The organism is Rhizobium sp. M10, assembly GCF_002531955.1.
In the GTDB taxonomy this organism is placed as follows: Bacteria; Pseudomonadota; Alphaproteobacteria; order Rhizobiales; family Rhizobiaceae; genus Rhizobium; species Rhizobium etli_C.
The window spans coordinates 1-9320 of sequence record NZ_NWTA01000050.1 but is presented as its reverse complement, the minus strand read 5'-3'; the positions used below and the strand labels follow the sequence as shown (position 1 = coordinate 9320).

Here is a 9320-nt window from a genome sequence, read left to right as displayed (position 1 = left end):
CCTGACAAAAGTGGCGGATGCCCGACATTTGCGAGAAATGTCGACGGTTGCGCTGGGGACAAGGGAATTCACGTGGACTTCAAATCGCGCCAAGGATCATGTGCCTGTTCGTGGCTAAGGGGCGTTACCCGGAAAATCAAAACTCGCGGAGCTCTCCGCTATTCCATATCGCGCCGCGATATCTTCGAGCGCTTCCTGAAAGACGGCCGCGTCGAAGTGGACTCCACATGTTGAGCGGGCAATCAAGCCCCAGGCGTTAAGAAAAAATAGCCTGTTTGCTGAAGGTGACGAGGGCGCGACATACTCCTCATCTGATGATGTCTATAAAAGAGGATTTTGAACCGGATCCTGAGATATCGGACGCCGGGATCGCCTGGCATCGGCTTCGCGGCGCACGGTTTCGTGTTGAAGGTCGGAAAGCTGGATGATCCACGGCGCTCCGGTGCATAACTGGCGAGCGGGAAGGACACCGCTGCTGACCATCCGGTAGGCGGTAGCTCGACTCACCTTTAGAATGTCGGCGGCCTCGTCGAGGGTTCTCTCACCGCGTTCGGCCCGTTCACCTTCTCGATAGACGGAGATGCCGTGGATGTTGCGAAGACTGCAGACGTGGCTTCGCGTCCAGCTGGCGCCATGCCCTGTCCGCTTGCCGGATCGATTCAAGATCGCTGCGATCGACAAATCGGGCAACTGCCTCGCCAAGTTGCGAACGAGATCGACAACATCAGCCTTAACTGCCCAGCGGGTCTGGCCGATCTTGTTTTTCTTCCCCGTCATCCGGGTGTGATCGCCACCCTGCCAATGAATGACGAGCGCCAATGTGTCGTCAACGGTATCGACAATGATTTCTTTGATCAGCAGCCGAATGATCTTTTCGCGTGTCTCGATAGACGCGTCGGGACCTGTCCCATGCCTTACTATAGATCGCTACCGAGCATCATCAATCTTGTACGGTCGTCGGCCGATAAAGCAGGCGTGTTACGGTCGGTCGAGAGCATCTCGAACTGGACCTCGAGATCACGCAATAGGATCAGCTTCTCATTCCAGCGCCGCTCCAGTTCGCCGGCGACCAACCGATTGCCCGGATCGACAGCATCATACTGGCGGGGCGCCCTGGCAGCCTCGTATTGTGCTTGCTTGATTAAGTTCTCGAGTTGCTGTTGATTGTCGCTATGACGCTGCGTGTGCGCCTCCATTGCCCGCAAGGCCGCCTCGATTCCCAGAGGTTGCAATCGCTCGAGCACCTCCTGCGCCACGGCCCGATCGACCCGCATGCCGCCGAACCCGATACAGTTGCCGACCGCCATGGCGCCGAACGTGCCGCGACAAACATATCGCTGCGTATTGCCGCCTTTCCCGGAGTATTGAATGTGCAATCGGCGACCGCAGCGACCGCAACGGAATAGTCAGGCAACAAAGCTTGGCGCGCAGTTCAACGAGTTTGGTTGCCGAAAGGCGCGGCGCAGCTACGATCTCGATCGAACTTGCCGCAGGATCAAACATCCATGCCGGAATTTGAAATGAACCACCGTGTGCCAGAATGAGCAGATAGTGAACGCCTTCGTGCTCATGGCTGCCGGTTACCAAGACGGTTTGGTCAACCAGTGGATGGAAGGGATAGGTGACCCTTGCTTCAAACGTCGGAAATCCGGCATTATGAACCCGGCTCGGAAGGCGGCGGCAGGACTTGGGCGACGATCGCGACGCTGCTTCAAACTGCATTTTGCCGCGCGCGGCAAAAGCACGTTTATACTGACCAGCAAACTATGCCGATTAACCGACTTTGCCAACGTTTCCGGCACCATAGCAGCCGCCTAGTCGGCATAGCTTAGGGTCTCTCCGTCGCCAAGGAGAGGACACATGAACGCAACTCAGGATCGCATCGCCCTATGCAGGAAGCTAGTCTACAGTCCACATCGGGACGACGATGCACGTGGCACTCGCTAAGCCTGTTTCGGGATCTGATCGACTGGCATGTCGGCAATGGAATACTCCGCAGGATTTAAGCGAGGTTCAGGTCGACCGCTTCCCTGAGCATCGTTTCAAACACTGGAGACCCGACTCGGGCGATTGATCGGCGCTCCGCCGCTCGCCTTTGGCGTTACGGGAGAATGGCTAATACCGACCGCGCTTCCTATTCAGCGCAGTGAGCACGAGAAGATCGACGATGCTGGCCGGTCCCAAAAACGGGATGGCAGCTTCTAGAAGTCGATTGAACGGACCGGTCGGGACCGGCGTCCGCACGCGGTGCCCCACGGTCTGTGGGCCTCTGAATTCTGTTCTGCAGGTAAAGTCAGCCGACGCCGTCGCGTATCGCGACTTTGGAGCTCGTTGGGTTCGCTCGCCAGCCCCTTCCTCATGCGATGCGGCTCCGCCCCTTGCAAGAAACGCTCCGGCGTCCCAATACTTTTGGCTTTGCTCGACGGCGCTGTATCCCGCAGCTTCGATAGCCTTGCTCCGAAACGCTTCCTGCGGGGTCGTCAACTCCTGCAGTCAGGCGCCTTCCGCCGCTGCGTTATGATCCGTCGGAGCCAGACTTTCAGCGGCTGTTTCCGCCGCTGACTTTATGGCTGCGGACCCTCACGGTTGAACTCTCCAACCCGGATTAGTGCCGGTCGAGTTCGGCTTCGACCTTCTTGCGACTGTTGCCTACGTTCTTCACGGTCTTCTTCACCGCTTCCTTGGAAATGCCTTCCTTCCGGGCTTCGTACTTCACCTCGTGATCCTGACCACCTGCGACGCGAGCACGATCCTGGCTGCGGGCTTTGGATGTGGTTGCCATGGTGAGATCCTCCTAATGTCGGTCCTTACGAACGGGCGCCGATTCAATAAGTTCCGGCCTCCGTTATGGTGAGGCGCGCTTCGGCGATGTCGCGGACGCGCTGCACATGGCCTCGGGCGAGATGGTTCACTTCGACGATGAGATCGCGCAAGGCATATCTGCGACCGCAGTTAATCAGTAGCGGACAATTCTTCCCAGGCAGTTGGTACGGCTCGTCGTGTGCCTATGAGCAAACCCATGGATTGATTGTCATAGAAAGCAGGACTAGAACAACAGCGCTAATGCAGGAGCGCTCGGCATCCGAACGCAGAACAAGATCGCGGCGGAAGCCACGCAAGAGCGTCGTCTGCGAAGAGAAACCAAGCGGCTCGGCAGGTTGCGGCTAACCTCTGACCGAGTCGGCACCACGAAGGAGCCAACCCATCGGGGACAGATCCCCCTCAGCCGCTACATCAACGTGATTTGGAGTTTGGAATGGATCAATTTGCTACCGCCGACAACACCTCCGCAGCCGCTCGTCGCCGCGAAGCCAGGATTGCGAAGGGCTACAGCCTTGAGGACCTGGCCATCGCCACCGGACTTACGGTCGAGGAAATCGCAGCGGCCGAGGAACCCCTTCAGATCGTGCCTCAGCACCACCTCGAGCGCATTGAGCATGTGATCTCATAGCTTCCGTCGCCACCGGCACGCGGTCCCGGTTTAGGGGCCGCAGTCAACCACGGAGGGCGCGGAACGAAAGATCGATGCTCTATGGGACGTCCTAGGCGCATTGATGCTCCGCTTCACGCCGACAGAATGCGCAAACTACTTCAGGGCTGCTGGATATGAGCCGGATTGAACAGGATTTGCTCTAGTCGATATTGCGTCCAATTGAAGTGTCATCCGCCATTTTAAGATAACTGCAGAATCACTTAAAGAGAACATGGCACCAATGATCGCACAAACAACCGGTCCGCTTCTGCCAACCGACGCAGTTCCGATTGTCGCGATGTTCTTCTACGATATGGCGCAACTATCTGCTCGGTGGCTTAGGTAAGCCACCGCCGTTCGCGGCTTGTGGCTACTCATCCTGCCGGGCTGCGCTGTCCGTCGCGTCACGCGCCGCACCCAATCGATCGCGATGCTGATGCCAATGCGGAAGCGCTTGGACGCCGCCCGGCACCACACCCCTCCTGTATCACCGCTTCTACAACTTCTCGCGGTTATTCGAAACAGGTCTCGCCATCCAGCTCAGCCTCCTGACCGGCCAGAAGGATGAATCTGATTTGCGTCATAGGGAATCCTTCTCACGGGTCTACCTAAAATCATCCCGCTCTAAGCTTACGCGCACAACTCGCGGTTCAGCATGAACTCGCAACATCTGTTTTACGGTGCGAGGGTCATACCTCGATGCGATCGTCAAGCAGCCCGATCTGTCAAAGCCGCGACTATCTCTTCCAATGCAAATCTTAGGCTATCACTCAGCTTTCGATCTTTTTGCCAAACGACGACGTAGTGATATATTGCCCCTGGATGAAATCGGCGGAACGCGACGCCGAAGTCAGCATATTCTCTCGCGATGATCTCGTTCGTAATCGAAACGCCGATCCCTGCCATAACATAGCCAATGTCGTGGCCATTGGCGTCATATTCCACGGCGATGTCAGGAGCGGTTCCCATATATCGAAGGGCATTGACGCTCATTTGGTGAGAGGCAAATTGCGGGTCGATATCAATGATCGCCTCACCGGCAAGATCTTCGGCAGTGACAAGCTGCTGTGCCGCAAATCGGTGGTTGACCGGAAAAAGACATACGTTGGTGGCCGAGCCGACCGGCACCCAATCAAGAATGCGCTCATCAATAGGCAATCGGGAGATGCCAAGATCCGAGCGGCCGTTTAACACATGATCTGCAATCTGCTCATACGTGCCTGTTTTCACCTGAACGGCGTAAGAGCGGCTTCTCTCCCGAATCCTTTTGACCACTTTCGGCAAGGTCGCGAAGGAAAAAGTGCTTGGCGCCGCGATGCCGATCATTCGCGTATCGTTGTTCCGCAGGAAGTCGATTGACGGTCCGATCCGATCAAGTCCGGCAAACGCCGCGTCGATTGTGCGTAGAAATTCCCATGCCTTGACGGTGGGGATCAACCTGTTGTTTTCCCGGCGGAAGAGCGCGAAGCCGACAGTCTCCTCTAGCTGCTTGATGTTTTGGCTGACCGCCGGCTGGGTTATTCGCAACATCTGCGCTGCGAGCCTTTCCGAGCCGGCGCGCATAACCTCCCGCAATATTTGAAGGTGGCGGATCTTCACTCCGGAGTCGGTGATTTCCATGGCCGGGAATCTCAATCGTGGTCGAGCGACGCGCCTCATAAGTTGCGCTTATTAAAACTTCCTGAATCTTATAAATTGACGGCGGCAAGTCAAAGTATATTTTTGACGTACGCCAAACTTAGAGCGCTGGTTAAGCTAATAAATCCAATCTACCCTCGGTTAAATCTCGGCAAGCTCTTAGTATATGTCGGGAGAATACCTTTCCGATTTCGGTGCGCTCGCAAGATATTGGAGACTTGCATTGTACGCATTTGTAGATCAATTTTTATCTGGATTGAAGAACACACTTTTAGTGTTTGCCTTGAGCTGCGCTTTCGGGACCCTATTAGGTTTGCTTATTGCCGTTCTCCGCAACTCGACCCGCAAGTCGGTTTCATCGTGCATGCGGGCCTACACGGGCATCATCCGGGGTGTTCCGGAACTTCTGATCATCCTCCTAACGTATTTCGGCGGAACCGCCCTTTTGAGCGCGATTGCCGGTGGCTACATCGAGATTAATGCATTTGCGGCCGGTGTCGCGGCACTGACCGTCGTGTTCAGTGGGTACGCCGCGGAAATATTCCGTGGTGCGATCAACGCGGTTGCACCAGGCCAACGAGAGGCTGCAGCAGCGCTCGGGCTTTCGAACTCGCAGATTTGGTTTCTGATCATCATTCCCCAGATGATCCCGATCGCTCTGCCGGCATTCTGTAACCTCTGCATCTCCTTGATAAAGGATACATCGCTGATTTCCGTCGTCGGGCTGACGGATGTCATGCGCGTCGCCTATATAGGCGCAGGCTCACTGCGCGCTCCACTCCCCTTCTATCTCGCAGCGTCTGCAATCTACCTCGCCCTCACAAGCCTGTCCCTTCTTTCGTTCCGGTTATTGGAGCGCCGCTATTCGCTCCCGGCGATGAAAGGTTGAGGCAATGAGCATGACCATCGCGCTTGAAGCGTTTCTCACCCTTCCCCGCGGCCTTCTTCTCACTCTGGTTCTGACATTCGCATCGCTTGCCGCAGGCTTCGCCGTCTCGGTCCCGCTCGCCTTCCTACGGGCATCATCAAATCCGTGGGCTTCCGCGCCCGTGCTGGCATATACCTATGCGTTCCGCGGCACGCCACTTCTGGTTCAGCTTTTCCTGATTTACTATGGGATTGGCCAGCTTCCCCTCGTCCGCCAAAGCTTTCTATGGGCCGTGATGCGAGAGCCGTTCTGGTGCGCCTTCATTGCTTTCACCCTGAACAGCGCCGCCCATACGACAGAAGTTCTGCGCGGCGGGATCCAGGCGGTCCCGCGTGGGCAGATTGAAGCGGCCAAAGCCTTGGGCCTTTCCCGTTTCCACACTGCCCGTCTTATCGTGTTCCCTTTGACCCTCAGGATCGCTCTTCCCGCCTATGCAAATGAGGTGGTTGGAATGCTGAAGGCAAGCTCCCTTGCAAGCACCATCACGCTGCTTGAGGTGACCGGGCTCGCCCGACAGCTGGTGTCGGAGACATTCGCCCCATACGAGGTCTTCATTGCCGCGGGGGCTTTCTATCTGCTGCTTACCCTCTTGATCACGCAAGGTTTCCAGATGCTGGAGACGCGTTGGACGCCGACGGCAAACCGTCCACCGCCGACGCAACCTGTACCTCGAAGAGCGAACGGAAAGCCGCCTCTCGCCTCGGCTGAAACTTGACGCCAGCCCACATCCCGGACGCCAACAATCAAACTCAGCAATGAAAGGAACATCGTCGTGAAACGAACACTTCTGCTTGCCCTGTCTCTTGTCGTCTGCGCCAACAACGCGGGAGCAATGGACAGGAAGACACTGACAATCGCCTCTGAAGGTGCTTCGCCGCCCTGGAATGCCATCACCCCCCAAGGGGAGCTCGCCGGCTTTGACATCGACGTCGGCCGCGATCTTTGCCGGAGGATGAAGTTCGAGTGCACTTTCGTGCCTCAGGACTGGGACGGAATCATACCGGCGCTCACCGTTGGAAAGTTCGATGCCATCATGTCGGGGATGGCGATAACTGAGAAGCGGAAGAAATCGATCGCTTTTTCCAAGCCCTACGCCGGAGGTTTCAACCAACTCGTCATACGCAAAGATCTCGATCTTCCGCCCACGGATACGTCGGCCGAGCTCGACCTCACAACTATCGACCCTGAAAAGCAGGCAAAGATTGAGGAGCTTCGAGCCGCTCTCAACGGCAGAACTCTAGGCGTATTGCGATCATCGAATTCGGAAGCGGTGCTCAATGAACTGTTCGGAAAGGTCGCGACGATCAGGAGCTACGATTCCCAGGACAACATGCATCTCGATCTCGTAGCTGAGCGCATCGATGGCGGCCTTGCCGACTATTTCACCTGGAAAGCCTTCCTCGACAGCACGGATGGCGGGATTGCAACGCTCTACGGCCCGCGGCTCTCCGGTGGCCTGTGGGGCCCGGGTGTCGGCGTCGGGCTTCGGCAAGACGACGGCGAACTGGTTGCGGCATTCGATAGCGCCATCGAGGCCGCCACGAGCGACGGAACCCTGAAGCGGCTGAGCGAGCAATGGTTCAAGATCGATGTTTCGCCGCAGACATCGAACTAGACACTGGCTCTACGACACGCATTTCCCCCGAAGCCATAGCGCGTGAGCAGTCGGCAGTCCCAAAGATCGAAGGTAAACCATATGTCCGCACCCTTTTCCATTGCTGTCACCGGCCAGTCGCTCATCCGTCATGATCTTCGAGCGATCGGCGATCCACGGCTCGCTGAGATCGCCGAGATCCTCAAAGCAAGCGATGTTGCCTTCACCAATCTCGAGACGACTATCTATGGTCGTCATGGTGGATGGCCGCTCAAAGGCAGCTATTTCGGCGCTGCAGCGCCGGATGTCTTGGCCGCGTTGAAGGAGCTCGGTTTCAATAGCCTGGCTCTGGCGAACAACCATGCTTTCGATCTTGGACCGCCGGGGATCCTCTCGACGCTGGAGGAGGTTGCGGCACACAATTTCCTGCATGCCGGCATCGGCCACAACAAGCATCACGCTTCCACGGCACAGAAAATGACGTTCGGATCCCGAAATGTTGCGCTGATTGCCATGGACGCTGGGCCAGGCCCGTCTTTCATGTACGCTGAGGACGCAACTGAGGGCAGGATAGCAAGGCCCGGCATCAATAGGCTGAAGGTCTCCAGGGTATTCGACCTGGAAACGGGAACATTCAACCTGCTTCGCTCCATTCAAGAGCGTCTTCTAAGTTCGCCCTTGGAGCGCGCGAACTATGCCCAGCCGGAGAATCCGCCTGATCTTCATGGCCAAGACGAAATTGATTTCTATGGAACCGTGTTTCGCAGATCAGATGAGACGGCTCGCCGCATCGTCGTGGACCGGCACAGCGCCTGGGCTCACCTTTCGGCGATCGCGGAAGAAGCGGGCCGCGACACACTCGTCATCGTGTATTTGCATCATCACCATTGGGAGCCGAACTGGCAGCAAGTCCCCGCCTGGGTGCGAGAATTTGCGCACGATTGCGTGAACGCGGGCGCAGGCCTCTTTGTCAGCCATGGCGCTCCGGTCCTTCAAGCGGTCGAGATATATCGGAATACGCCAATTTTCTACGGCCTTGGCAACTTCCTCTTCCATACGGAAAAGGACGAACAGGAATGGAGCCCGCCGGAGGTGTGGAGAAGCGTCATCGCGACCTGCAATTTTGAATCTAGCGGACGGCTGGAGAATATCCGCTTGCGCCCGATTGTGATCGGGGGAACCGAGGCATTATCCAATCCTGCACGCGATCGCCTCCCCTTCCCTGTGCTTGCCGATGGCAGAACGGCGGCAGATATCCTTGACGATCTTGCCGACCGCAGTACCGGTTTTGGCACTGTGCTTGACCGAGAGAAGAACGTCGGCCAGATCGTTTTTTAGATGCGGAATAAACCTGCAGTGCGCGACGAGAACTTTACGAACCGCTGACCAATTTGCGGCCGCGCTCTTGTTGGTCTTTTCATGGGGAAACGTCCTTGTGTTCTTCCATCTCTTCATCGACAATCGAGCTGACGAGGGCAACGACCCGGCTGCGCACACGCGGAGAAAGGAGCAAAACGTCGTCTATCAGACGCCGTCCCTCCGCCGTGGAAATGTAGGCAATCTTCTCATCGATCTCTGTTATGATTTGCTGGCCCTGAGTGGTTTCGGGATCTGGAAGACCTTCGAAAAACCTCGAAACAGGGATCTTGAGGCAATTGGCAAGCTCGTAGAGCATCGAAGCGCTGACG

General features: G+C 56.7%; 9 protein-coding genes and 5 pseudogenes. 7 read left to right on the top strand and 7 right to left on the bottom strand.

Features of this window, described 5'->3' with window-relative positions:
* Positions 1–150: 150 nt before the first annotated feature.
* Positions 151–340 (top strand): annotated as a pseudogene (locus tag CO671_RS33595) (transposase); the annotation flags it as partial.
* Here the strand turns inward: CO671_RS33595 and CO671_RS32590 are convergent.
* From CO671_RS32590 to CO671_RS32565, 4 genes and pseudogenes are all read right to left on the bottom strand, one after another.
* Positions 322–819, bottom strand: a complete 498-nt coding sequence (locus tag CO671_RS32590) for a helix-turn-helix domain-containing protein (protein ID WP_225880307.1) — start codon at positions 817–819, stop codon at positions 322–324. The pseudogene CO671_RS33595 and the gene CO671_RS32590 sit on opposite strands and share 19 nt — an antisense overlap.
* Positions 820–917: 98 nt before the next feature.
* Positions 918–1376, bottom strand: coding sequence for a hypothetical protein (locus tag CO671_RS32585; protein WP_032984995.1), 459 nt, complete (start codon positions 1374–1376; stop codon positions 918–920).
* 112 nt (positions 1377–1488) lie between these two features.
* A pseudogene (locus CO671_RS34625) lies at positions 1489–1722 on the bottom strand (DUF5372 family protein); the annotation flags it as partial.
* 883 nt (positions 1723–2605) lie between these two features.
* Complete coding sequence (locus CO671_RS32565; protein WP_004668584.1) at positions 2606–2782, bottom strand: DUF3606 domain-containing protein; 177 nt, start codon at positions 2780–2782, stop codon at positions 2606–2608.
* Between the two features lie 474 nt (positions 2783–3256).
* Here CO671_RS32565 and CO671_RS32560 point away from each other — a divergent pair, with 474 nt between their 5' ends.
* Positions 3257–3451, top strand: coding sequence for a hypothetical protein (locus CO671_RS32560; protein ID WP_010068053.1), 195 nt, complete (start codon positions 3257–3259; stop codon positions 3449–3451).
* Positions 3452–3509: 58 nt separating this feature from the next.
* Positions 3510–3620 (top strand): annotated as a pseudogene (locus tag CO671_RS32555) (IS630 family transposase); the annotation flags it as partial.
* A gap of 209 nt (positions 3621–3829) precedes the next feature.
* Here the strand turns inward: CO671_RS32555 and CO671_RS34435 are convergent.
* Both CO671_RS34435 and CO671_RS32550 read right to left on the bottom strand, forming a co-directional pair.
* Positions 3830–4007 (bottom strand): annotated as a pseudogene (locus CO671_RS34435) (IS630 family transposase); the annotation flags it as partial.
* 173 nt (positions 4008–4180) lie between these two features.
* A complete protein-coding gene (locus CO671_RS32550; RefSeq protein WP_029875814.1) occupies positions 4181–5092 on the bottom strand; it encodes a LysR family transcriptional regulator in 912 nt (303 codons plus the stop codon).
* 241 nt (positions 5093–5333) lie between these two features.
* Here CO671_RS32550 and CO671_RS32545 point away from each other — a divergent pair, with 241 nt between their 5' ends.
* The 4 genes from CO671_RS32545 to CO671_RS32530 all read left to right on the top strand — a co-directional run bounded on the left by CO671_RS32545 (position 5334) and on the right by CO671_RS32530 (position 8970).
* Positions 5334–5999, top strand: a complete 666-nt coding sequence (locus tag CO671_RS32545) for an ABC transporter permease subunit (protein WP_029875813.1) — start codon at positions 5334–5336, stop codon at positions 5997–5999.
* 4 nt (positions 6000–6003) lie between these two features.
* Positions 6004–6753 (top strand): ABC transporter permease, encoded by a 750-nt coding sequence (locus tag CO671_RS32540; protein ID WP_012489511.1) that lies wholly within the window; start codon positions 6004–6006, stop codon positions 6751–6753.
* 57 nt (positions 6754–6810) lie between these two features.
* Entirely contained in the window at positions 6811–7653 is an 843-nt protein-coding gene (locus tag CO671_RS32535) for a transporter substrate-binding domain-containing protein (RefSeq protein ID WP_012489510.1), read from the top strand.
* Between the two features lie 81 nt (positions 7654–7734).
* Positions 7735–8970: a CapA family protein gene (locus CO671_RS32530; RefSeq protein WP_012489509.1), complete on the top strand. Its 1236-nt coding sequence runs from the start codon at positions 7735–7737 to the stop codon at positions 8968–8970.
* 79 nt (positions 8971–9049) lie between these two features.
* On the opposite strand, the pseudogene CO671_RS32525 reads toward CO671_RS32530, so the two are convergent.
* Positions 9050–9320, bottom strand: a pseudogene (locus CO671_RS32525) (transcriptional regulator); the annotation flags it as partial.